This window comes from Ancylobacter defluvii, assembly GCF_018390605.1.
Taxonomy (GTDB): Bacteria; Pseudomonadota; Alphaproteobacteria; order Rhizobiales; family Xanthobacteraceae; genus Ancylobacter; species Ancylobacter defluvii.
Genome location: NZ_JAHBGD010000005.1, coordinates 809692 through 832150, shown reverse-complemented (window position 1 = coordinate 832150; position 22459 = coordinate 809692). Strand labels below are relative to the sequence as shown.

Annotated in this window: 17 protein-coding genes; 7 read left to right on the top strand and 10 right to left on the bottom strand. The window is 67.7% G+C overall.

What is annotated here, in order from left to right:
* Positions 1-48 precede the first annotated feature (48 nt).
* Positions 49-1038, top strand: a complete 990-nt coding sequence (locus KHC24_RS06470) for a DMT family transporter (protein WP_213360877.1) — start codon at positions 49-51, stop codon at positions 1036-1038.
* Here KHC24_RS06470 and KHC24_RS06465 read toward each other — a convergent pair.
* Positions 993-2027, bottom strand: a complete 1035-nt coding sequence (locus KHC24_RS06465) for an LLM class flavin-dependent oxidoreductase (protein ID WP_213360875.1) — start codon at positions 2025-2027, stop codon at positions 993-995. The genes KHC24_RS06470 and KHC24_RS06465 overlap by 46 nt on opposite strands.
* Before the next feature lie 197 nt (positions 2028-2224).
* Between KHC24_RS06465 and putA the strand changes: the two genes are divergently transcribed.
* From putA to KHC24_RS06450, 3 genes are all read left to right on the top strand, one after another.
* Positions 2225-6058, top strand: coding sequence for a trifunctional transcriptional regulator/proline dehydrogenase/L-glutamate gamma-semialdehyde dehydrogenase (gene putA / locus KHC24_RS06460; RefSeq protein WP_213360873.1), 3834 nt, complete (start codon positions 2225-2227; stop codon positions 6056-6058).
* 291 nt (positions 6059-6349) lie between these two features.
* Complete coding sequence (gene speB / locus KHC24_RS06455; RefSeq protein ID WP_213360871.1) at positions 6350-7405, top strand: agmatinase; 1056 nt, start codon at positions 6350-6352, stop codon at positions 7403-7405.
* On the top strand, positions 7405-8208 hold the full coding sequence (locus tag KHC24_RS06450; RefSeq protein ID WP_213360869.1) for a nitrilase-related carbon-nitrogen hydrolase: 804 nt from the start codon (positions 7405-7407) through the stop codon (positions 8206-8208). The genes speB and KHC24_RS06450 overlap by 1 nt, the downstream gene beginning before the upstream one ends.
* Before the next feature lie 114 nt (positions 8209-8322).
* Here KHC24_RS06450 and oxlT read toward each other — a convergent pair whose 3' ends face one another.
* Positions 8323-9630 (bottom strand): oxalate/formate MFS antiporter, encoded by a 1308-nt coding sequence (oxlT, locus tag KHC24_RS06445; protein WP_213360862.1) that lies wholly within the window; start codon positions 9628-9630, stop codon positions 8323-8325.
* A 633-nt stretch (positions 9631-10263) separates the two neighbouring features.
* Here oxlT and KHC24_RS06440 point away from each other — a divergent pair.
* Positions 10264-10407, top strand: a complete 144-nt coding sequence (locus KHC24_RS06440; protein WP_213360860.1) for a hypothetical protein — start codon at positions 10264-10266, stop codon at positions 10405-10407.
* A gap of 33 nt (positions 10408-10440) precedes the next feature.
* Here the strand turns inward: KHC24_RS06440 and KHC24_RS06435 are convergent, their stop codons facing one another.
* Both KHC24_RS06435 and KHC24_RS06430 read right to left on the bottom strand, forming a co-directional pair.
* Complete coding sequence (locus tag KHC24_RS06435; protein ID WP_246546183.1) at positions 10441-11091, bottom strand: exopolysaccharide biosynthesis protein; 651 nt, start codon at positions 11089-11091, stop codon at positions 10441-10443.
* Between the two features lie 86 nt (positions 11092-11177).
* Complete coding sequence (locus tag KHC24_RS06430; RefSeq protein WP_213360858.1) at positions 11178-11465, bottom strand: usg protein; 288 nt, start codon at positions 11463-11465, stop codon at positions 11178-11180.
* 316 nt (positions 11466-11781) lie between these two features.
* On the opposite strand from KHC24_RS06430, the gene groES reads away from it, so the two are divergent.
* Together groES and groL are read left to right on the top strand one after the other, a co-directional pair.
* Positions 11782-12096, top strand: a complete 315-nt coding sequence (groES, locus tag KHC24_RS06425) for a co-chaperone GroES (protein WP_213360856.1) — start codon at positions 11782-11784, stop codon at positions 12094-12096.
* Positions 12097-12203: 107 nt separating this feature from the next.
* Positions 12204-13850 (top strand): chaperonin GroEL, encoded by a 1647-nt coding sequence (groL, locus tag KHC24_RS06420; protein ID WP_213360855.1) that lies wholly within the window; start codon positions 12204-12206, stop codon positions 13848-13850.
* Positions 13851-14009: 159 nt separating this feature from the next.
* Here the strand turns inward: groL and KHC24_RS06415 are convergent, their stop codons facing one another.
* The 6 genes from KHC24_RS06415 to KHC24_RS06390 all read right to left on the bottom strand — a co-directional run bounded on the left by KHC24_RS06415 (position 14010) and on the right by KHC24_RS06390 (position 22209).
* Positions 14010-15545 carry an MFS transporter gene (locus tag KHC24_RS06415; RefSeq protein WP_246546182.1) on the bottom strand — a complete coding sequence of 512 codons (1536 nt, stop codon included), beginning with the start codon at positions 15543-15545 and terminating at the stop codon, positions 14010-14012.
* A 111-nt stretch (positions 15546-15656) separates the two neighbouring features.
* Positions 15657-16814: an ABC transporter permease gene (locus tag KHC24_RS06410; protein ID WP_213360853.1), complete on the bottom strand. Its 1158-nt coding sequence runs from the start codon at positions 16812-16814 to the stop codon at positions 15657-15659.
* Positions 16811-17761 (bottom strand): ABC transporter ATP-binding protein, encoded by a 951-nt coding sequence (locus KHC24_RS06405; RefSeq protein ID WP_271180663.1) that lies wholly within the window; start codon positions 17759-17761, stop codon positions 16811-16813. The genes KHC24_RS06410 and KHC24_RS06405 overlap by 4 nt, the downstream gene beginning before the upstream one ends.
* The gene (locus KHC24_RS06400; RefSeq protein ID WP_213360851.1) at positions 17758-18702 is read right to left on the bottom strand and encodes an HlyD family secretion protein; all 945 of its coding nucleotides are present in this window, start codon (positions 18700-18702) and stop codon (positions 17758-17760) included. The genes KHC24_RS06405 and KHC24_RS06400 overlap by 4 nt, the downstream gene beginning before the upstream one ends.
* Positions 18699-19355 (bottom strand): TetR/AcrR family transcriptional regulator, encoded by a 657-nt coding sequence (locus KHC24_RS06395; RefSeq protein ID WP_213360849.1) that lies wholly within the window; start codon positions 19353-19355, stop codon positions 18699-18701. The genes KHC24_RS06400 and KHC24_RS06395 overlap by 4 nt, the downstream gene beginning before the upstream one ends.
* Before the next feature lie 643 nt (positions 19356-19998).
* Positions 19999-22209, bottom strand: coding sequence for an esterase-like activity of phytase family protein (locus KHC24_RS06390; RefSeq protein WP_213360846.1), 2211 nt, complete (start codon positions 22207-22209; stop codon positions 19999-20001).
* Positions 22210-22459 lie beyond the last annotated feature (250 nt).

Here is a 22459-nt window from a genome sequence, read left to right as displayed (position 1 = left end):
CTATGGTCCGCGCGAAACCAACGTCGCCGCGTGCCAAGGGACGCAGAAATGAGCCAGGGAACCTTTCCAAGCAGTCAGCTCGCCGTGCCCGGCGCCGCTGCGCCGGAGGCCGCCGCGCTGTCGGGCCGGCCCCTGCTGCTGCTGGTGCTGGTGTTCTGCCTGTTGTGGTCCTCGGCCTTCGCCTTCGCCAAGATGGCGCTGATGGACTGCCCGCCGCTGATCTTGCTGGTGCTGCGGCTGACGCTGGCCGGCGGCCTCATGCTGGCGCTGGCGGTGAAGGTGGATGGGCGGGCGAAGCTCGCCAGCATGCGGCGGCGCGATATCTGGGCGCTGATCCTGTGCGGCGTGCTCAACAACGCCGTCTATCTCGGCGTCAACTGGATCGGGCTGACCATGACCTCGTCGGCCTACAACGCCGTGCTGATCAGCTGCAACCCGCTGGTGGTGGCGCTGCTCGCCGGTCCGCTGCTGGGCGAGAAGCTGAACCTCACCAAATGGATCGGCCTCGGGCTCGGGCTTGTCGGCGTGGTCATCGTGCTGCGTTCGCGCCTCGCCGGCGGGCATGAGGATGCGTTCGGCACGCTGCTGATCGGCATCGGCATGCTCGGCCTCGCCGCCGGCACGCTGGCCTTCAAATATTTCAAGCCGCGCGGCGGGGTGTGGACCGGCAACGCGGTCCAGTGCCTCACCGGGGCTGTGGTGCTGCTGCCCTTCGCCGCGACGACCGAGAGCCTCGCCGACATGCATCTGACCACCAGCTTCCTGGTGGGGCTGGCCTTCCTGGTCTTCGCGGTGTCGATCGGCGGCTATGGGCTGTGGTTCTATCTGCTCACCCGATCGAGTGCCACCGCCGCCTCCAGCCTGCATTTCGCCATGCCGCCGCTGGGATTGTTCTTCGGCTGGCTGCTGCTCGGCGAACAGGTGCCGCCGCTCGACATTCTCGGAATTCTGCCAATCGCCATAGGCATTTGGCTGGTGACCCGGCCGGTGCGTCAGGCGGGGACGGCGACGCCCGCGATCTCGGCCAGCAGCTCGTAGGAGCGCTTTTTCGCCTGAAGGTCGTGAATGGCGGTGGCGATCATCAGCTCGTCCGCCTGCGTGGTCTCGACGAAGCGGGCGAGGCCTGCCGCCACCCTGGCCGGGCCGCCGACCAGCACGCGGGCGCGGTTGCGGGCGATGAAGCGGCGGTCGGCCTCGGTATAGGGGAAGGCGGCCGCCTCCTCCGGCGAGGGGATCGGCCGGTACTCGCCGTGCTGGCGGCGCAGATGCGAGAGATCGATGCTGCCGGCGAGATATTCCGCCTCCGCGTCGGTGTCGGCGCACACCACCGCCAGTGCCAGTATGGCATGCGGCTTCGCAAGCTCCAGCGAGGGGCGGAAGTCCTTGCGATAGCTCAACATTGCGTCGAGCACGTCATGGGTGGCGAAGTGGTGGGCGAAGGCGAAGCCGAGCCCGAGTTGCGCTGCCAGCCGGGCGCTGTAGCCTGAGGAGCCCAGCAGCCAGATCGGCGGCAACGGCACATCGACCGGCATGACCGAGATGCTGCGGAACGGGTGGTCGTCCGGCCAGCCGCCGGTCTCCCAGGCCATAAGCTCCTTCAACCGTTCGAGAAAATCGTCGGCGGGCTCGACGTCACGACGGCGGCGCAGCGCCAGCGCGGTGAGTTGGTCGGTGCCCGGCGCGCGGCCGAGGCCGAGATCGACCCGGCCGGGATACAGCCCCTCCAGCACCTTGAAGCGCTCGGCGACCATCAGCGGCGAATGGTTGGGCAGCATGACGCCGCCGGAGCCGGCACGGATTTTCTTCGTCGCCGCAAGGATTTGCCCGGCCATGATATCCGGCGCGCCGGAGGCGACCGAGGGCAGATTGTGGTGCTCGGCGACCCAGAAGCGGGTGTAGCCGAGGCCGTCGACATGGCGGGCCAGTTCGAGGGTGCCGGCCAGCGCCTGCGGCCCGGTGCCGCCGGAGACCACGAAGGACAGATCGAGCACCGAGAGCGGCACGTCGAGGACGGGGAACGGGCTCATGCTTGCGGCCGTTGGCTGATGGCGGTCATCAACGGCAGGTAGGCCGGATTTGGCGCGGCGCAAGGCCGATGGGGTGTACGATCGGTACGATCGGATGATCGGTAAGTGCGGCCAGTGGAGAAGGTGGCACCTCGTTGCGAAAAAGGTGCAACCCGTGTATCTGACGAGCAACCAGGCGCCATCCAGCGGGAACAACCATGGCCACCACCACCATCGGCTTGAAGATCGACGACGAGCTGCGCGCCCGCCTCAAGGCGGTGGCCGAGACCACCGGACGCACGCCGCATTCGCTGCTGAAACAGGCGGTGGTCGGCATCGTCGAGCGCATCGAGCAGGGGCTGCCGATCGATCCCGAGCCGGCGGACCCGGATGCGGTGGCGCATCACCTGGAGACCGAGAGCCCGTTCCTGCCCTTCGCCCGCGGCGTGCAGCCGCAAAGCGTGCTGCGCGCCCGCATCACCGGCGCCTATCGCATGCCGGAGACCGAGGCGGTTTCCATGCTGTTGCCGGCAGCCACCCTGCCCGCCGCCAAGGCCGACGCGGCATCGGCGCGGGCCCGCAGTCTCGTCGCGGCGCTGCGCGAAAAGGGGCAGAAGGGGCCGGTCGAGGGCCTCATCCACGAATATGCCCTCTCCAGCCAGGAGGGCGTCGCCTTGATGTGCCTCGCCGAGGCGTTGCTGCGCATTCCCGACCGCGCCACCCGCGACGCGCTGATCCGCGACAAGATCGGCCATGGCGACTGGCAGGCGCATGTCGGGCACTCGCCCTCGATGTTCGTCAATGCCGCCACCTGGGGGCTGGTGCTGACCGGCAAGCTGACCACCACCTCCAGCGAGACCGGGCTGACCGGCGCCCTCACAAGGCTGATCGGCCGCGGCGGCGAGCCGCTGATCCGCAAGGGCGTCGATGTCGCCATGCGGATGATGGGCGAGCAGTTCGTCACCGGCCAGACCATCTCCGAGGCGCTGGCCAATTCCCGCGCCATGGAGGCGAAGGGCTTTCGCTACTCCTTCGACATGCTCGGCGAGGCGGCGACCACCGCCGAAGACGCCACTCGCTACTTAGCCGACTATGAACAGGCGATCCACGCCATCGGCAAAGCCTCGGCCGGGCGCGGCATCCATGAGGGGCCGGGCATTTCGATCAAGCTCTCGGCGCTGCATCCGCGCTATGCCCGCGCCAAGCATGAGCGGGTGATGACGGAGCTGCTGCCGCGGGTGATCGTGCTCGCCCGCCTCGCCCGCCATTACGACATCGGGCTCAATATCGATGCCGAGGAGGCCGACCGGCTGGAGCTGTCGCTCGACCTGATGGAGGCGCTGTGCTTCGAGGAGAGCCTTGCCGGCTGGAACGGCATCGGCTTCGTGGTGCAGGCCTATCAGAAGCGCTGCCCTTATGTGCTGGATTACCTGATCGACCTCGCCCGCCGCTCCGGCCACCGGCTGATGATCCGGCTGGTGAAGGGGGCTTACTGGGACAGCGAGATCAAGCGCGCGCAGGTCGACGGGCTGGAGGGCTTCCCGGTCTATACCCGCAAGGTGCATACCGACGTGTCCTACATCGCCTGCGCCCGCAAGCTGCTCGGCGCGGCGGATGCGGTGTTCCCGCAATTCGCCACCCACAACGCCCAGACGCTGGCGAGCATCTACGAGATCGCCGGCCCGAACTATTATGGCGGGCAATACGAGTTCCAGTGCCTGCACGGCATGGGCGAGCCGCTCTATGAGGAAGTGGTCGGCAAGGACAGGCTGAATCGGCCGTGCCGCATCTATGCGCCGGTGGGCACCCATGAGACGCTGCTCGCCTATCTGGTGCGGCGGCTCTTGGAGAACGGCGCCAATTCCTCCTTCGTCAATCGCATCGCCGACGAGAACGTGCCGATCGACGAGCTGATCGCGGCGCCGGCCGAGGTCGCCGGCCGTATCGAGCCGGTGGGGGCGCCGCATCCGAAGATCGCCGCGCCTTCCGAGCTGTTCGGCGCGGCGCGGCGCAATTCGCAGGGGCTGGATCTCTCCAACGAGCAGCGGCTCGGCTCGCTGGCGGCGGCGCTGCTGGCCGGCTCGGCGCAGCCGCTCAGGGCGGTGCCGCTCATCGGAGATGGGCCTGCCGAGGGCATCGCCCGCGAGGTGCGCAACCCGGCGGACCGGCGCGATCTGGTCGGCAGCGTCGAGGACGCGACACCGGAGATCTGCGCCAAGGCGATGGAACTGGCGGTGGCGGCGGCGCCGATCTGGCAATCCACCACCCCGGCCGAGCGCGCCGCCTGCCTCAACCGCGCCGCCGACGCCTTCGAGGCCCGCATGCCGGAGCTGATCGGCATCGTGGTGCGCGAGGCCGGCAAGTCCTATCCCAATGCGGTGGGCGAGGTGCGCGAGGCGGTCGACTTCCTGCGCTATTACGCGGCACAGGTGCGCGACAGCTTCTCCAACGACACCCATCGGCCGCTGGGGCCGGTGGTGTGCATCAGCCCGTGGAACTTCCCGCTGGCGATCTTCGCCGGACAGATCGCCGCCGCGCTGGCCGCCGGCAACCCGGTGCTGGCCAAGCCGGCGGAGGAGACGCCGCTGATCGCCTTCGCGGCGGTGAACATGCTGCGCGAGGCCGGGGTGCCGGCCGGGGCGCTGCAATTGCTGCCGGGCGCCGGCGATGTCGGTGCGGCGCTGGTGGGCGATGCCCGCAACCGCGGGGTGATGTTCACCGGCTCGACCGAGGTGGCGCGGCTGATCCAGCGCCAGCTCGCCGCACGGCTGACCCCGGACGGCCAGCCGATCCCGCTGATCGCCGAGACCGGCGGCCAGAACGCGATGATCGTCGACTCGTCCGCACTCGCCGAGCAGGTGGTGGGCGACGTCATCGCCTCGGCCTTCGATTCGGCCGGCCAGCGCTGCTCGGCGCTGCGCATCCTCTGCCTGCAGGACGATATCGCCGAGCGGACGCTGACCATGCTGAAGGGGGCGCTGCACGAGCTCGCCATCGGCAACCCGGTGCAGCTTTCCATCGATGTCGGGCCGGTGATCACCACCGAGGCGCAGGCGAACATCGAGGCGCATATCGAGCGCATGCGGCAGGCCGGCCACGCGGTGGAGCAGCTGGAGCTGGCGGAGGAGTGCGGGCATGGCAGCTTCGTGCCGCCGACGCTGATCGAGATCGCCGACATCGCCGCGCTGAAGCGCGAGGTGTTCGGCCCGGTGCTGCATGTGCTGCGCTACAAGCGCGAGGAGATCGGCGCGCTGATCGAGGCGGTCAACGCCACCGGCTACGGCCTCACCTTCGGCCTGCACACCCGCATCGACGAGACCATCGCCGAGGTGACCCGCCGCATCGAGGCCGGCAATCTCTATGTGAACCGCAACATCATCGGCGCGGTGGTGGGCGTGCAGCCCTTCGGCGGGCACGGGCTTTCCGGCACCGGGCCGAAGGCGGGCGGGCCGCTCTATCTCGGCCGGCTGCTCGCCACCCGCCCGGCGCCCGGCCGGCCGATGGTGTCGGCGGCGGCGAGCGAGGCGGCGCGGCTGTGGACGGATTTCGTCGGCGACCCGCAGGCGCGCGCGCTGTGCGGCGCGGTGCTCGACGCGCCGGAACTGCCGGCCGTTACCGTGCTGCCGGGCCCGGTGGGCGAGCGCAACGCCTATGAGCTTGCCCCGCGCGGCACGGTGCTGTGCCTCGCCCAGACGGAGGCCGGGCTCGCGGTGCAGGTGTGCGCCGCGCTCGCCACCGGAAATCGCGTGCTGATCGCCTCGGCAAGCCCGCCGGCGCTGCCGGAGGCGCTGAAAGGTCGGATCGCGGCGACCGACGACATTGCCGGCGCTTCGTTCGACGCGGTGCTGTTCGAGGGCGACGGCGATGCGCTGCGCGAGCTGAACGAGGCCATCGCCGCCCGCGAGGGGCCGATCGTGCTGGTGCATGGGCTGAACCCCGACGACCTGGCGCGCGGGGCGAGCTATCCGCTCGACCTCTTGGTGCTGGAGCGCTCGGTCAGCACCAATACCGCGGCGGCCGGCGGCAATGCCAGCCTGATGAGCATCGGCTGACGATGGGGAAGGTCCTTATCCTCCCTCTCCCCATTGGGGAGAGGTGGCCCGCGAAGCGGGTCGGCGAGGGGCTGCAAGATGGGAAGCGCAGAGCCCCCTCACCCCACCCCTCTCCCCGACGGGGAGAGGGCGCCTGTCGCTCTTTCGGCAATCGGGGCCAGACGCTGAAATGCCGGCCTGATGAGCATCGGCTGAGGACGCACAGATAAATGGCGGGGGCGGGCTCTGGCCCCCTCCCCGGCTTGCGCCGGGCCGGATAGATTGCCCGCATCCTTTGTTGATGAGGGCCTCATGTCGGACCAGGACAAGCTCGCGAAATTGCGGGCGAAATATGCCGACGTCGCCGGCGGCGTCGTCTACGACCCTACCTTCAAGCGCGTCGCCGAATTGCAGTTCAAGGACGGCGAGAAGCGGGTGTGGCCGTGGGCCGGTGCCGCCACCCTGCTCGACACCCCCTACCGGCCGGACGTGCAGGAACTCGCCGATTTCGGCGGTCTCGACATGGCGCTGATCGGCGTGCCGATGGATCTCGGCGTCACCAACCGCGCCGGCGCCCGGCTGGGGCCGCGCGCGGTGCGGGCCATCGAGCGAATCGGCCCCTATGAGCATGTGCTCGGCATGGTGCCGGCCGCCGAGGTGAAGGCGGCCGATATCGGCGACGTGCCGTTCCGCTCCCGCTTCAGCCTCGATACGTGCCACGAGGACATCGAGGCCTTCTACAAGAAGATCGTCGCGGCGGGGGTGATCCCGCTCTCGGTGGGCGGCGACCATTCGATCACCGGCTCGATCCTGAAAGCTGTGGGCGAGACGCGCCCGGTCGGCATGCTGCACATCGACGCGCATTGCGACACGTCCGGCACCTATGAGGGCGCCAAGTTCCACCATGGCGGACCGTTCCGCAACGCGGTGCTCGACGGCGTGCTCGATCCCGCGCGCACCATCCAGATCGGCATTCGCGGCGGGGCGGAGTTCCTGTGGGAGTTCTCCTATGAGAGCGGCATGACCGTCATCCACGCCGAGGAGGTCACCGGTCTCGGCGTGCCGGCGATCATCGAGAAGGCCAAGCAGGTGCTGGGCGACGGGCCGGTCTATGTCTCCTTCGACGTCGACAGCCTCGACCCCGCCTTCGCGCCGGGCACCGGCACGCCGGAAATCGGCGGCCTCACCTCGCGCGAGGTGCTGGAAATCCTGCGCGGCCTCAACGGGCTCGACGTCGTCGGCGGCGACGTGGTCGAGGTGGCGCCGCAATATGACCCGACCTCCAACACCCCCCATGCCGCCGCGCAGGTGCTGTTCGAGATCTTCTGCATGTCGGTTACCGCGCTGAAGGCGCGAAAGGAACTCTGATGCGCCTCGCCATGCTGCAGACCGCCGGGGATCGGCACGGCAATCCCGCCGCCAATCTCGACCGTCTCGGCGCCGCGGCCTCGCAGGCCGCCGCGTCCGGCGCCGATCTGCTGCTGGCGCCGGAGATGTTCCTCTCCGGCTACAATATCGGCCGCGCCGCATTGCAGGCGCGGGCCGAGGCACCGGACGGCCCCGCCGCCCGGCATGCCGCCATCCTCGCCCGCCGGCACGGCATCGCGCTGTGCTACGGCTATCCCGAGCGCGGGCCGGACGGCGAAATCTACAATGCGGCGCGGCTGGTCGACCGCACCGGCGCCGTGCGGCTCACCTACCGCAAGACGCATCTCTACGGCTCGCTCGACCGCGACATGTTCGCGGCCGGCGACGGGCTCGGGGCGATCGCCGAGATCGCCGGGCTGAAGATGGGCCTGCTGATCTGCTACGATATCGAGTTCCCGGAGGCGGCGCGGGCGCTCGCTTTGGCGGGTGCCGACCTCATCCTGGTGCCGACCGCCAACATGAAGCCGTTCGTCGGCGTCTCGAACGTGGTGGTGCCGGCGCGGGCCTTCGAGAACCTGCTCTATGTCGCCTATGCCAACCGTGTCGGCCGCGAAGGCGAGCTCGACTATCTCGGCATGAGCTGCGTCGGCGAGCCGACCGGCCGCCATCTGGTGCTCGCCGGCGAGGAGGATGGGCTGATCTTCGCCGACCTCGACCCGGCGGCGCTGGCGGCGGCGCGGACCGCCAACGGCCATCTTGCCGACCGGCGGCCGGAACTCTACGGCCCGCTGGTCGCCGACTGACCCCCCGCCGCCTCCCGCACAACCACCGATCCGTTCATGGCCAAAACAAAAGGCGCGCCATCCGGGGACGGCGCGCCTTGATCTTAGAGCCTTGATCGTAGAGCCGTGGAGGGCTCAGTGCGCCAGCTGGCCGTCGGGGGACTGGGCCGGCTCCGCCGCCGCCTCGGTGGCGCTGTTGGCGATGAAGCGGCCGCGCAGCGGCTTCAGCACGAACAGAGCGAGGAACGCCGCGGTGGCATTGAGGCCGACCGCGATGGCGAACACCGCATACCAGCCATAGGTTGCCGCCACGATCGAGGCGATCGGCACCAGCAGGGCGGCCGTGCCCTTGGCGGTGTAGAGCATGCCGGCATTGGTGGCGGCGAACTTCGAGCCGAACGTGTCGCCGGCAGTCGCCGGGAACAGCGAGTAGATCTCGCCGAACACGCCGAAGAACACGGCGGTCGCCAGCACGAACACCAGCGGGTTCGAGCCGTGGAACACCAGCATCAGCAGCGCCGCGGCCGCGGTGCCGAAGGCGATGAACATGGTGTTCTCGCGGCCGATCTGATCGGAGATGAAGCCGAACAGCGGCCGTCCGAAGCCGTCGAAGATGCGGTCGAGCGAGATTGCCAGCGTCAGCGCCGCCGCCTGCAGGCCGAGGATGTTCACCGGCACATTGGCGACGCCGAAATCATGGGCGATCGGGCCGATCTGCGCCGCAGCCATCAGGCCGCCGGACGCCACCATGACGAACATGAGATAGAGCAGCCAGAACACCGGCTTGGAAATGGTCTGAGCCGGCTTGTAGTCGACCTTGCTCCGCGGCAGGTGGCTGGGCTTCTTCGGCGGCGCGATCTTCGACTTCGGCGAATAGAGGAAGACCGACATCACGACGACGATGGCGCCCTGGCCGAGACCGAACCAGAAGAACGCCGCCTCATAGCCGCGGGTGGCGATCATTGCGGCGATCGGTACCACGGTGAGCGCCGCGCCGGCACCGAACCCGGCCGCGGTGGCGCCGGCGGCCAGGCCGCGACGATAGGGGAACCACTTCAGCGCGTTGCCGACGCAGGTGCCGTACACCGCGCCGGAACCGATGCCGCCGAGAATCGAGCCGAGATAAAGCAGCGGCAGCGATGTGGCATAGGAATTCACCGTCCAGGCCAGCGCGATGGTCACGCCGCCGAACAGGATGACGACGCGCGGGCCGTAGCGATCGACGAACCACGCCTCGACAGGAACCAGCCAGGTCTCGGTGAGCACGAAAAGGGTGAAGGCGAGCTGGATCGCCGCCCGGCCCCACTGGTGCTTGGCGTCGATGGGATCGACGAACAGCGTCCAGCCATATTGAAGATTGGCGATCATCGCCATGCAGATGACGCCGCAGCCCAACTGAACCCAGGGCTCCCAGGGACGCGGTGCCTTAACCGTGGCTTGCATGATTATTTTTCCTCGACCTGAATGCTGAAATCCACGGCTCTTGTTCCGGCCGCTTGGGACGGGACGCTTCCGGCGCCGCCCATTCATGATGTTCCGCATGGTACCCGACGGCCCCCCTGAGACCGCCTGACACACCTTGACCAGAGGCAAAACATTACGATTGGTCAGGTGATATCTGATATTCATGCGTCGTTTCACAACCGTACACAAAATACCACGGAGGGAATACTGGCAAAATTAAACTTTTTGACAGTTCAAAAGCCAAGTGTTCATTCGGTGCATTGGTCTTATACGTTCGAATATTGTCGTGCATACCTTTGGTCACCGACAAACAAACGTCCGTATTATCGGACGTGAACGCTGCGGGGTGTCGGATGCTGGGCGTTCTTTCCCGCGATGTGACGCAGGGTTCCCTCACCGGATCGGACGGAAATTGTGGTGACGGGCGGGCACCGGCCGGATCGGTCGCTGCGGAAAGCAGCGCCATGCCGCAGAGATAGCGGCGACCGACGCTGCGGCAGCGTCGTCGGGCGGCGATGGAACCCGATGGTACCTGCCGGCGTTCGATCACCGCTCGCCATGGGGTGCGCACGGCCCGACTCGGGCCGTTCCGCCATCCGACAAGGGAATGAAATGAATCGACCCGTACTTTACGCCGTCATCGCCGTGCTGGCGGTGGTTGCCGGTGTCTTCGCCTATCAGGCCTATCAGCGCGACCAGAACACGCTGCAGATCGAGGTCGGGCCGAAAGGTGTGAAGGTCGATCCGCCGGGCTGAGGCCGGCGCGGAACCGGCAATGGCCGGGCGCGCTCAGATGACCGCGAGCGCGCCCTGATAGAGCATCCAGGTCAGGAGGCCCATGACGCCGGCGCTGATCGCGGTGGCGACGATGCCGGCGCAGATGAAGACGCCGTCGCGCTCGACAAGGCCGAGGCCGAGAATGCACACCGCAATGCCGGGCGGCAGATTGCCGAAGATCGGGATCGGCAGCAGCAGCAGCAGCCCCAGCAACACCACCAGCATACCCAGCACCAGGCGGGCGGAGGCGTTGGAGAAATAATGCAGGCGGGGGCGCGAATAGGCTTCGAAGCGGCGCACCCATGGCAGGGCGCCGTTGACGATCTTCTCCAGCAGCGCACGCGAGAAGGTGCGCCGGGCGATCCAGCCCGGCAGCCAGAGCTCGTCGCGGCCCATGGTCATCTGCACGCCGACGAGGCAGAGCAGCAGACCGCAGATCACTGGAATGCCTGGCGGCATCGGCAGGCAGTTCGGCAGGCCGAGCAACAGAATCGACAGACCGAAGGCGCGGTTGCGCAGCGCGTGCACCACCTCTCCCACCCCGATCCGATCGGCGGAATGGGCAGTCGCGAGAGCACTGAGCAGCTCCGACGTACGCGGAGAACGATGATCCACCAGCCCGACCAAATGCCTTAGACATCCCCAAGTGCCCGAGGGCACCATTTTTCAGGTGACCTCTTAACACGCGGAAAGCGGCAATGAGAGGGCATTCTGCGCATCATCCCGCCGGCAGGCCGGATGCCGCTGGGTCAGTTGAGGCGGAAAATCCCGTCCACCGCGCGCAGCTCCGCCGGCGTGATCAGCCGGGAATGGCTCACCGTCACCGAATGCAGCGGCCCCTCGAGCTCGCGCGCCCAGAAATCGAGAAAGCGCTGGAGCTCGGGGAAATGCGGGAACAGATCGTAGCGCTGCCAGAGATAGGTCTGCAGCAGCGAGCGATGGTCGGGCATGCGGTAGAGAATATGGGCAGTGGTCAGGCCATAGCCGCCCATCTGCTTGCCGAAATCCGCCGAGACCGGCGCAGCATCGGATGCCATGCGGAACCTCCTTTCGCGAACATGCACCGACGATGATGAGCGCCCCCTGGGGGTGCCGCAAGAGTAAAATTTGGATTTCGCGTTCAATATCAATGCATTGGCAGCATGTGCGACAGAGTGCTGACAGCGGCGCCCTCTTATCGTTGGCACTCTCTTCCCTGGACTGCCAGATTTTTGCCCTCTCCCCCTTGCGCGCGTAGCGGCAGGCTCCTAGATGGTCGCCGACGATGCACGGGTCGGGTTTCGCCTGACGGGCCCCGCACCGGCGTCGTTTCGGCAAATTCACCGCTCGTTCAAGACTTTCTGGAGAGAACCGATGAAGTTCCGTCCCCTGCATGACCGCGTGGTGGTCAAGCGTGTCGATGCGGAAGAGAAGACCGCAGGCGGGATCATCATCCCCGACAGCGCCAAGGAAAAGCCCTCGCAGGGCGAAATCGTCGCCGTCGGCCCCGGCGCCCGCGACGAAGCCGGCAAGCTGGTTCCGCTCGACGTGAAGGCCGGCGACCGCGTGCTGTTCGGAAAATGGTCCGGCACCGAGGTGAAGCTCGACGGCGTCGACTACCTCATCATGAAGGAATCCGACATTCTCGGCATCGTCGAGGGCGCCGGCTCGGCCAAGAAGGCCGCGTGATCCGCCGGGAGCCCGAGAGCCCGGCCCTCCCCTGAGCGCCGCGCGGCACACGCCGCCACCTCGGCTCCCGAACCGCGAACGACACACGACACTCGGAGTTTCACAACATGTCTGCCAAGGAAGTAAAGTTCTCCGGCGATGCGCGCGACAAGATGCTGCGCGGCGTCGACATCCTCGCCAATGCGGTGAAGGTGACGCTGGGTCCCAAGGGCCGCAACGTCGTCATCGAGAAGTCCTTCGGCGCCCCGCGCATCACCAAGGACGGCGTCACCGTCGCCAAGGAGATCGAGCTCGAGGACAAGTTCGAGAACATGGGCGCCCAGATGGTGCGCGAAGTGGCCTCGAAGTCCAACGACCTCGCCGGCGACGGCACCACCACCGCCACCGTGCTCGCCCAGGCGATCGTCCGTGAAGGCGCCAAGTCGGTGGCCGCCGGCATGAACCCGATGGACCTGAAGCGCGGCATCGACCTTGCGGTCGAGGCCATCGTGGCGGACCTGAAGAAGAACGCCAAGAAGGTCACCTCCAACGACGAGATCGCCCAGGTCGGCACCATCTCGGCCAATGGCGACGCCGAAGTCGGCAAGTTCCTCGCCGAGGCGATGCAGAAGGTCGGCAACGAGGGTGTCATCACCGTCGAGGAAGCCAAGACCGCCGACACCGAGCTCGACGTCGTCGAGGGCATGCAGTTCGACCGCGGCTACCTCTCCCCCTACTTCATCACCAACGCCGAGAAGATGCGCGTGGAATTCGAGGATCCCTACATCCTCATCCACGAGAAGAAGCTCTCGGGCCTCCAGGAGCTGCTGCCGGTTCTCGAAGCCGTGGTGCAGACCTCCAAGCCGCTGCTGATCATCGCCGAGGACATCGAGGGTGAAGCCCTTGCAACCCTCGTCGTCAACAAGCTGCGCGGCGGCCTGAAGGTCGCGGCCGTGAAGGCGCCGGGCTTCGGCGACCGCCGCAAGGCCATGCTGCAGGACATCGCCATCCTGACCGGCGGCACCGCGATCTCCGACGATCTCGGCATCAAGCTCGACACCGTGACCCTCGACATGCTCGGCCGCGCCAAGAAGGTGGTGATCGAGAAAGAGAACACCACGATCGTCGACGGCGCCGGCAAGAAGAAGGACATCGAGAGCCGCGTTGCGCAAATCAAGGCGCAGATCGAGGAGACCTCCTCGGACTACGACCGCGAGAAGCTGCAGGAGCGCCTCGCCAAGCTCGCGGGCGGCGTCGCGGTGATCCGCGTCGGCGGCGCCACCGAGATCGAGGTGAAGGAAAAGAAGGACCGCGTCGACGACGCGCTGCACGCGACCCGCGCGGCCGTTGAAGAAGGCATCCTGCCGGGCGGCGGCGTCGCCCTGCTGCGCGCCATCAAGGCGCTGGAAGGCGTCAAGACCGCCAATGCCGACCAGAAGACCGGCGTCGAGATCGTCCGCAAGGCGGTGCAGTATCCGGCGCGCCAGATCGCGTCCAACGCCGGCGAGGATGGCTCGCTGATCGTCGGCCGCATTCTGGAGAAGGACAGCTACTCCTTCGGCTTCAACGCCCAGACCGGCGAATATGTCGACATGTACAAGGCCGGCGTGATCGATCCCGCCAAGGTGCTGCGCTCGGCGATCCAGAACGCCGCGTCGGTGGCTTCGCTGCTGATCACCACCGAGGCGATGATCGCCGACCTGCCCAAGAAGGGCGGCGCGGCCCCGGCCATGCCGGGCGGCGGCATGGGCGGCATGGGCGGCATGGACTTCTGATCGTCGTCCAACCGCCTCTGCGGTTGAGCGCCGAAGCCGGGCAAGCCCGGCTTCGGATGGGGCATGGACTTCTGATCGACGTCCTGATCGTCGGAAATACGAAAGGGCGCGGCGAAAGCCGCGCCCTTTTGCTTGTTGTCGTTGAACCAACGGAAGAATTCACGCCGCCTCGCGCCCGATGCCGGCGGCGGCATCGAGATCGGCGTCGAACGCGTGCTCGTGCGCCCGGTCGAGATTGATCCCCCTGGTCTCGATGCGAAACCGCCAGGTGACGGCCGCGCCGAGCAGCGACGTGCCGGCAAGGCCGTAAAGCAGATAGGTGGTTCCGATCTCGGCCAGCAGGATGGGAAACAGGAAGGCGGTGAGCACCGCGCCGATCTTGCCGAACGCCGCCGCAAAGCCCGCGCCCTTGCCCCGCACATGCGTGGGGAACACCTCGCCGGCGAGCAGGTAGGTCTGGGCGTTGGGGCCGAGATTGGTCATGAAGTTGAACAGCATGAAGCCGGCGAAGATCAGCGCGGTCCGTACCGGATCGGCATAGTGCGTCGAGAACGCCGCCAGCAACAGCCCGGTGGCGCAGCCGACGAAGCCCAGCGCCTGCAACGGGATGCGGCCGACCCGGTCCGACAGCACCACCGCCCCGACGATACCGACGATCAGCAACGCATCGATCAATGCCGCGCCCTCGGCCGCCAGGATCTGGTTGGCGATGATGTCGGTGACGTCGTGCGCCTGGGAGGCGGCGTGGCCGAGCGCGGCGGCCAGAATGGTCGGCGTGAACAGGCCGATGCCATAGGTGCCGAGATCCTGGAGGAACCACGGCACCGAGGCGAGGATGGTCGCGCGCCGGTTCCTGGCGCCGAACAGCGCCGACCAGCCGGTCTCGGACACATGGCGGCGCGCGTGGCGGTTGCTGCGGGCGAGCTTGATCCGGTGCGGATAGGCCGGATCGCGCTTGAGCAGCTTCGCCGCTTCCCGCTCGGCCTCGTCGAAACGGCCATGCGCGAAGAGCCAGGGAGCGCTCTCGGTGATGTAGAAGCGCCCGATGGTGACCAGGGCGGCCGGCAGGATGGCCGAGGCGTACATCCAGCGCCAGGCGGAGATATCCGGCAGGTTGACCAGAACCATGTAGCCGACGCCGCTGCCCGCCAGCGCGCCCAGCGCCTGGAAGCCGAAGGCGCCGAGCACCAGCCGGCCGCGGGCGCTGCTGGGAATGCTCTCGGAAATGATGAGATGCGCCGTGGGATAGTCGCAACCCAGCGCCACGCCGACGCCGAACAGGAACACCACCAGCCATGGATAGCTGGGGCTGAGCGCCAGCAGCACCAGGAAGATCATGAAGATGATCATCTCGACCACGAACATGAACTTGCGGCCGAACGTGTCCGACAGTCCGCCCAGCGCCAGCGCCCCGACCAGGATGCCGGCCAGCGAGGCCGCCCCGACGACGCCGTGCTGGGTCGCGCTCATGTCGAACTCGACGGCGATCAGCGGCAGGGCGACGGCGGTCATGAACACGACCAGTCCCTCGAAGAACTTGCCGAAGGCGGCGAGCCACCAGATGCGCCACTGCATCGTCGTCATCGGCGCATGGCCGACCGGGGTGCCGTCGGCCCAGAGCGGCGTCTCGTCGATATAGTCCTGCACCCGCTTGGCGGAACCGGCCAGCTGTGTGCCGGAAGCCTCGCTCTCCATGCCGCCCCCCGAAACTACCCCGCCGACAATCCGTTAGGCCGGCCGCGTGAACCGGCTGTGACAGAGGACCGGCTGTGACAGAGGACCGGCGCCACCGGCAACCACACTGCCTCAATCCAGCGTCTGCCGGAACCGGCGCACGGCGATGAACATCGCCACCAGCATGATGGCGCCCAGCGCCATGATGTCCTGCGCCAGATCGACGCTGGCCGCCCCCTTCAGCATGATGCCGCGCACCATGCGCAGGTAATGCGTCAGCGGCATCGTCTCGGCGAGCCATTGCGCCCACAGCGGCATGCCGGCGAAGGGGAACATGAAGCCCGACAGCAGGATGTTGGGCAGGAAGTACATGAAGGTCATCTGCACCGCCTGCAGCTGGTTCTGCGCCAGCGTCGAGAAGGTGTAGCCGATCGACAGGTTGGCGAGGATGAACAGCACCGTCAGCAGCGTCAGCAGCCCGGGCGAGCCGATCATCGGCACATCGAACAGATACAGCCCGGCGCCGACGATCAGCAGCGCCTGCCCCGCCCCCACCAGCACATAAGGCGCGATCTTGCCGAGCATCACCTCCACCGGGCGGATCGGCATAGCGAGCAGCGTCTCCATGGTGCCGCGCTCGATCTCGCGCGTCACCGACAGCGCGGTGAAGATCAGCATGGTCATGGTGAGGATGGTGCCGAGCAGGCCGGGCACGATGTTGAGCTGCGTCACCGCCGCCGGGTTGTAGCGGGCATGGGTGATGATCTGGAACGCCGGCGGCGCGCTCTCCAGCCCGGAGCCTTCCGGCCCGCCCTCCACCGCGAAGCGCTCGCGCTTCACCGCGGTCTCGACCAGTGCCTGCAGCGCCGCCACCGCGCTGCCGGAGGCGACCGGATCGGTGGCGTCGGCGGCAACCAGCATGGAGGGGCTCTCGCCGCGCCGCACCGCCCGCTCGAAGCCGGCGGGGATCTCGACGATGAACGACACCTCGCCGGCGAGCATCTGGTGATCGGCCTCGGCGGCGCTGCGCGGATGGCTCACCACCGCGAAATATTTGGTGTTCTCGATCGCGGCGAGGATGGAGCGGGTGAGCGAGGTGTCCTCATAGGCGAGCACTGCGGTCGGCAGATGCCGCGGCGTGGTGTTGATGGCGTAACCGAACAGCACCAGCTGCAAGAGCGGGATCGAGATCATGGTGGCGAAGGACACCCGGTCGCGCAGCAGCTGCAGGAATTCCTTGCGCATCATCGCGCCGACCCGGCGCAGGAAGCCGCCCACCGCCCCGCTCATCGGAAATTGTCCTTCGACCGGTTCATCAGGTCGATGAACACATCCTCCAGCGTCGGCTCGTCGCGCCGCCAGACCAGGCCCGGCCGCGCGCGGAACGGGGCGATGGCCGCCTCCAGCGCCGCCGCGTCGTGGCCGCCGACATGCACGCTGGCGCCGAACGGCGCCACCATGTCGATGCCCGGCAGCGCCGCCAGCTCGCGTGCCAGCGGCGCCGGATCGCCGCCGGCGACGCTCCAGGTGAACAGGCCGGCGCCGGCGACCACCTCCTTCACCGTGCCCTGCGCCAGCAGCTCGCCATAGGCGATGTACGCGATCTCATGGCAGCGCTCGGCTTCGTCCATGTAGTGGGTGGAGACCAGCACGGTGAGGCCGTCGGCGGCGAGCTCGTGGATCTGCGCCCAGAATTCGCGCCGCGCCTTGGGATCGACGCCGGCTGTGGGCTCATCGAGCAGCAGCAGGTCCGGCGAGGGCAGGATGCAGGCGCCGAGCGCCAGGCGCTGCTTCCAGCCGCCCGACAGCGAGCCGGCGAGCTGCTTGTCGCGTCCGGCGAGGCCGAGCCGCTCCACCGCCGCCCGCGCCGCTCCCACCGGGTCCGGCACGCCATAGACGCGGGCGACGAATTCCAGGTTCTCCCGCACCGAGAGATCGGCATAGAGGCTGAAGCGCTGCGTCATGTAGCCGACATGGCGGCGAATGGCGCGGGCCTCGGTGAGGATGTTCATGCCGAGGCAGGTGCCACGGCCGGAATCCGGGGTCAGCAGGCCGCACAGCATGCGGATGGTGGTGGTCTTGCCGGAGCCGTTGGGGCCGAGGAAGCCGTAGATCTGGCCCTTCTTCACCCGCATGGTGAGGTCGCGCACCACCACCCGGTCGCCGAACGACTTCGACAGCCCCTCGACCTCGATGGCGTAGGGCGTATCGGGGAGCGTGTCGGCGGCCGCGCTCACGGGGCGAGCTCGACGGTGATCGGCTGGCCGGGGCGCAGCTTCAGGGGATCGTCGGGCTTGGCCTCCAGCAGGAACACCAGCTTGGAGCGCTCGTCGAGGCTGTAGATCACCGGCGGGGTGTATTCCGACTCGGTGGCGATGTAGCTCACCGTCGCCGGCACGCTGCCGGCGCAGCCGTCGCAATGGACGGTGACGCGCGAACCGAGGCGGAAGCGGGCGAGATCCGGTTCCGGCACGAAGAACCGCATCTTGATCAGGTCCGGCGGCAGCACGGAGAGCACCGGCCGCCCGACCGGCACCAGCTCGCCGGGGCGGAAATACACCGTCTCCACCGAGCCGGCGGCGGGGGCGGCGAGCGTGCGGCGGTCGAGCCGGGTCTGCGCGGTGACGAGATTGGCCTGCGCGGTGTCGACCGCCCTTTCGGCGGCGGCGACCTGCATCTCGCGCGAGCCCAGGCGGCCGACCTCGATCTGCTTGTTGACCTCGTCGATCGCTGCCCGGTTCTGGTCGTAGGTCGCCTGCGCGGTGTCGAGCGCCGCCTTGGAGCCGACCGCCTTGGAGTAAAGGTCCTTCTGGCGGTTCAATTCGAGGCGCGACAGCTCCAGCGCCGCCTCGGCGCGCCGCTGGCTGGCTTCCAGCACCGCGATCTCCTCCGGGCGCTGCGCCGCTGCCTTGAGATTGGCAAGCTGGGCGCGCGCCTGTTCGAGATCCGCCTTGGCGGCGTCGACATCGGCCTGCTGCAAGGAGGGGTCGATCTCGAACAGCTTCTGGCCCGCGCTCACCCGGTCGCCCTCGTCGACATGCAGCGCGGTGACGCGGCCGGCCTCGTCGGGACCGACGAACAGCATGTCGGCCTCGGCATAGCCCTGATAGCGGGCCGGGCCGGTTTCCGCGCAGCCGGCCAGCAGCAGCACCAGCGGCAACAAGGCGAGGCGTTTCATACTTCCCTCCAGCCGAGCCCGCGCAGCACCAGCTCCACATGGGCGGCGAACATGCCCTCAAGGTCGAGCGTCTCGTGACGTCCGAACAGCCCGTCCCAGACGGCGGCGATCAGTACCGGGGCGATGATGAGCTGCGGGTAGCGCAGCGCCGCGTCGGAAGAGATTTCGCCGCGTTCGAGCGCCCGCGCATTGATCGCCCGCAACAGGCTCAGCCCGCGCGCGACCACCTCGCGGTAATAGAAATCGGCGATGGCGGGGAAGCGCTCGCCTTCCGCCAGCATCAGCCGGATGATGTGCCGGCGCGGCGAGGCCACCGCCTCGGTGCGGATGTGCTGGAACAGCAGCTTGAGGAAATCGAGGGTCGAGCCTTCGAAGCCGGCGAAGTCGCGCTCCAGCTTGCCGAGGATCGGGTCGGCGGCATCGTGCACCAACCCCTCGAACAGCGCGGTCTTGTCCTTGAAATACAAATAGAGCGTGCCCTTGGCGATGCCGGCGCGGCGGGCGACGTCCTCCATCCGCGCGCCGGTGAAGCCGTGCTCGGCGAAGACTTCCAGCGCCGCATCGAGGATGGCGCGGCGGCGCGCCTTGGCGTCCGGCCGCTTCTTTGGCCGGTGGGCGGGCAGTTTGGCGGTGGGGTCGAGATCGTCCGGCATGGCGGTGCCACATTATGACTGACTGGTCAGTCATAACATGATGGTTCACCGGCTGGAAGCGGCGGGATCGAGCCGGGAATGCCCTGTCGTCATTCTGGACGGCCGAAGGCCGATCCGGGATCGCGTGCCGAAGGCAAGACCCAAGCGGCCGGGATGACGCCCTCCTTCTTTCCTCTCCCCCTTGGGGAGGGGTGGCCCATGCAGAGGGTCGGTGAGGGGACGCCATTGCCGGGCGTCGAAGACCCCTCACCCCAGCCCTCTCCCCGACGGGGAGAGGGAGCCTCCACGCGCGGGAAATGTTCTATCCGGGATCGCACCCGCATTGGCGGACGATCCCGGATCGAAGCTGCGCGGAGCCTGTCCTTGGGCTTGGGACCCAAGCGGCCGGGATGACGCCCTCCTTCTTTCCTCTCGCCATTGGGGAGAGGTGGCCCGTGCAGTGGGGTAAGGGGAACGCCATTGCCGGGCGTCCAAGACCCCTCACCCCACCCCTCTCCCCGATGGGGAGAGGGAGCCTGGCCGCTGTTTCGGGACATGTGGATCAGCCCCTGAGAGCCTGGCCACGCGCCCCAAAAAGCAAAGGGTGCCCTCAACGGGGGCGCTCTCGCCTATTCTGTTCAGAAGCTGCGCCGGAAGCGGTGCGTCAGTTGATCGCGCCGAGCGGGATGAACTGGGTCTCGCCGGAGGAGCCGTCAATGCCGTCATTGTCGGTGACGATGAAGCCGTTGCCGGCGGCGTCGATGGCGAAGCTCTCCACCTTGTCGAGCACATAGCCCTTGGGCGCGGCGAGCAGCGGCTTGAGGTCCTTCACCTCGGTCTTGGCGAGGACCGGCGGCTTGGCCTCGCTGCCGATGGCGGCCGGCACGACGTCCTTCAGCGACACGAAGTACAGCTTCTTCAGCTTGGCGTCCGGGCCGACAAGGTTGTCGCGCTCGATCACGATCAGGCCGTCCTTATGGGCGGTGAGCTCGGAAATGCCGACCCAGCCCTTCTCGGACTTCTCCAGCGGATAGTGGACGGCGCCGAAGCCCTTCGTCGCCGGCTTGTAGGCGATCAGCTTCACGAAGCCCCTGGGATCGTCCTTCCACTCGCGCTGCACGCCGAGCCATACCGTCTCGTCGGCACCGGTGCCGGTGACCGCCACGCCCTCGAAGCCGTAGCGGGTCGCCTGCGCGGCGAGCGCCTGCGGCAGGGCGATCTCCTCGGCGATGGAGCCGTCGGCATTGACCCGGATGAGCAGGTTCTGCGTCGGGTTTTCCTTCTTCTCGGGATTGCCCTCGGATGCGAGCCAGAAACCGCCTTCCGGGCGGATGGCGATGCCTTCGAGGTCGAGGCCCTTGGCCGGCTGGCCGTCCCTGGTCACCACGGTGGCGGCGGTAATCCTGGCCGGCTTGGCGGTGGCGTCGATGGTGAGGATGCGGCCCTGCGCATAGAAGCTGTCGGTCACCGCATAGAGCTTGCCGGCGTCCTTCGGGTCGGCAGCGAAGCCGGAGAGCGCGCCCCACCAGATCGGCAGCCCGTTCTTGTCGTCGGCCGAGACGATGGTCGGGTAGCTAGGGGCGCCGGGCGCGCGCTGGTAGACGGTGACCACCGAGCCGATGCCGCCATCCTCGCGGAGATCGGTCTCGCTGGCGGTGACGAACAGGTTGCGCGCGGGAATGGCGAGCAGGCCTTCCGGCCCGACGCCGCCGGGAAGAACCTGAAGCAGCTCAGGTGCTTCGGCACCGCCCTTGTCACGATACACGAAGACCAGAGAGGCGCGCTCGGAGCCGGCGAAGATCAGTTTCTCGCCGCCGAAGGTCGCGACTTCCGCGCCCTCCATCTCGATGCCCTTCTTGTTGCGCTTCTCGGGATAGTGGCCGAGACGCACCGCCATGTGCTCGGGCGCGGTGCCGGATTCGAACAGCAGCTTGCCGGTCTTGTCGAAGATGCTGAAGCCGCGCGTGCCGCCCTTCCAGTCGCCTTCATTGGCGATGACGAAACGGTTATCGTCGATCCACTGCACGGTGTCGGGCTCGCGGGGAACCGCCGTCATCTTGCCGGAGAGATCGATCACCCCGTCCTTCTTGGTGTCGATCTTGTCGAGATCGACGGTGCCGGCGGAGAAATGCGCGGTGACCTTGCCGGTGGGCAGGTCGACCACCACGATGTGGTTGTTTTCCTGCAGGGTGACGACCACCTCGTTGCGCGCGTTGATATCGACATATTCCGGCTCGGGATCTTCCGGCGCGACGGCGGCGAGGCCGGTCAGGTCGACGACCTTCTTGGAGGCGTCGACGACGCGGCCGTCCTTCACCTCGAAAGTGGTGAGGTTGCCGGCCGGCATCTGCGGAATGGCGCCGTCATTGATGTCCTCGTCGCGCTCGTTCTCGATCGCGATGGCGAGGAAGCGGCCATCCGGGCTCTTGGTGACCGAATCCGGCTGGCCGCCGAGGTCGACCTTGTCCTCGACCTTGCGGGAGGCGATGTCGACCACCGCGAGGTGACCCGACGGGTTGCTCTTCGATTCGGAGGTGTTGACGCCGACATAGGCCTTGCCGCCGATAACCACGGTGGTTGTCGGCTCGCCGTCGAGCGCCACGGTGCCGGCCGGCTTGGGCGCCGCCGGGTCGGTGATGTCGATGAAGCCGATGCGCTTGCCGGGGCTGTCGCTGTAGATCAGCGTGCTGCCATCCTCGGTCACGGTGATGATCTCGGCGGCGGTGGACTTCTTGGCGTCGGCGCCGGCCGGCAGATTGTCCACCACGTTGAAGGTGGCGATGCGGTTGAAGCTTTCGGGCGCGTTCTGCGCCGGGGCGACACCGGCGGACGCAAGCATGGCAAGGCAGACGCCGGCCATCAGAGTCGAGCGCATGGGAAGATCCTCATCCTGACGCGGGGTAGCCCGCCTGCGGTCTTCAAAGCGACCGTCGATGACACGCCGATGACGGCTGTGGCGGAAAAGCGGCGACAAGTGCGGAAACCTAAGACTTTCGTAGCAACCAAATTGTCGCGAATAGCGCAATTAGCGCTTGCGCTTGCCCTTTCGTCATCGTCTGCTGGTCACATCGGGCCAGAGCGCGCAAAGCGCCGCCCGGCGGGTGCGAGCCCGCGGAGGAAACGCC

Coding starts and splice junctions, on each gene's coding strand:
- oxlT (WP_213360862.1), bottom strand. CDS start 9,630: ATGCAAGCCACGGTTAAGGCACCGCGTCCCTGGGAGCCCTGGGTTCAG.
- groES (WP_213360856.1), top strand. CDS start 11,782: ATGAAGTTCCGTCCCCTGCATGACCGCGTGGTGGTCAAGCGTGTCGAT.
- KHC24_RS06440 (WP_213360860.1), top strand. CDS start 10,264: ATGAATCGACCCGTACTTTACGCCGTCATCGCCGTGCTGGCGGTGGTT.
- KHC24_RS06435 (WP_246546183.1), bottom strand. CDS start 11,091: ATGGTGCCCTCGGGCACTTGGGGATGTCTAAGGCATTTGGTCGGGCTG.
- groL (WP_213360855.1), top strand. CDS start 12,204: ATGTCTGCCAAGGAAGTAAAGTTCTCCGGCGATGCGCGCGACAAGATG.
- KHC24_RS06400 (WP_213360851.1), bottom strand. CDS start 18,702: ATGAAACGCCTCGCCTTGTTGCCGCTGGTGCTGCTGCTGGCCGGCTGC.
- KHC24_RS06430 (WP_213360858.1), bottom strand. CDS start 11,465: ATGGCATCCGATGCTGCGCCGGTCTCGGCGGATTTCGGCAAGCAGATG.
- KHC24_RS06390 (WP_213360846.1), bottom strand. CDS start 22,209: ATGCGCTCGACTCTGATGGCCGGCGTCTGCCTTGCCATGCTTGCGTCC.
- putA (WP_213360873.1), top strand. CDS start 2,225: ATGGCCACCACCACCATCGGCTTGAAGATCGACGACGAGCTGCGCGCC.
- KHC24_RS06470 (WP_213360877.1), top strand. CDS start 49: ATGAGCCAGGGAACCTTTCCAAGCAGTCAGCTCGCCGTGCCCGGCGCC.
- KHC24_RS06395 (WP_213360849.1), bottom strand. CDS start 19,355: ATGCCGGACGATCTCGACCCCACCGCCAAACTGCCCGCCCACCGGCCA.
- KHC24_RS06415 (WP_246546182.1), bottom strand. CDS start 15,545: ATGGAGAGCGAGGCTTCCGGCACACAGCTGGCCGGTTCCGCCAAGCGG.
- KHC24_RS06465 (WP_213360875.1), bottom strand. CDS start 2,027: ATGAGCCCGTTCCCCGTCCTCGACGTGCCGCTCTCGGTGCTCGATCTG.
- KHC24_RS06450 (WP_213360869.1), top strand. CDS start 7,405: ATGCGCCTCGCCATGCTGCAGACCGCCGGGGATCGGCACGGCAATCCC.
- speB (WP_213360871.1), top strand. CDS start 6,350: ATGTCGGACCAGGACAAGCTCGCGAAATTGCGGGCGAAATATGCCGAC.
- KHC24_RS06410 (WP_213360853.1), bottom strand. CDS start 16,814: ATGAGCGGGGCGGTGGGCGGCTTCCTGCGCCGGGTCGGCGCGATGATG.